We start from the raw sequence: 201 nt of genomic DNA on the forward strand, positions 1-201 counted from the left end.
GCGTTGATGAAGAGACGATTGTCCCGGGCTTTCCCGCCCCAGGAACCCTTACGACCCGGAAGAAGAGGTTCCAGCAACCCCCAGACCCTGTCCGAAATATCGTGCCTTCTGTGCCCTTGGTCCATAGTGACTTCCCCCTGACTGAATGATTCTGCTGGAGGATATTCTAAACCTTTTAACCTCTCCTGACGACACTATCTA

General features: G+C 52.7%; 1 pseudogene. It reads right to left on the reverse strand.

Annotated elements, in window-relative coordinates:
• A pseudogene (locus EII26_RS13030) lies at positions 1–125 on the reverse strand (IS5/IS1182 family transposase); the annotation flags it as partial.
• Positions 126–201: the final 76 nt, after the last annotated feature.

This window comes from Fretibacterium sp. OH1220_COT-178 (assembly GCF_003860125.1).
In the GTDB taxonomy this organism is placed as follows: Bacteria; Synergistota; Synergistia; order Synergistales; family Aminobacteriaceae; genus CAJPSE01.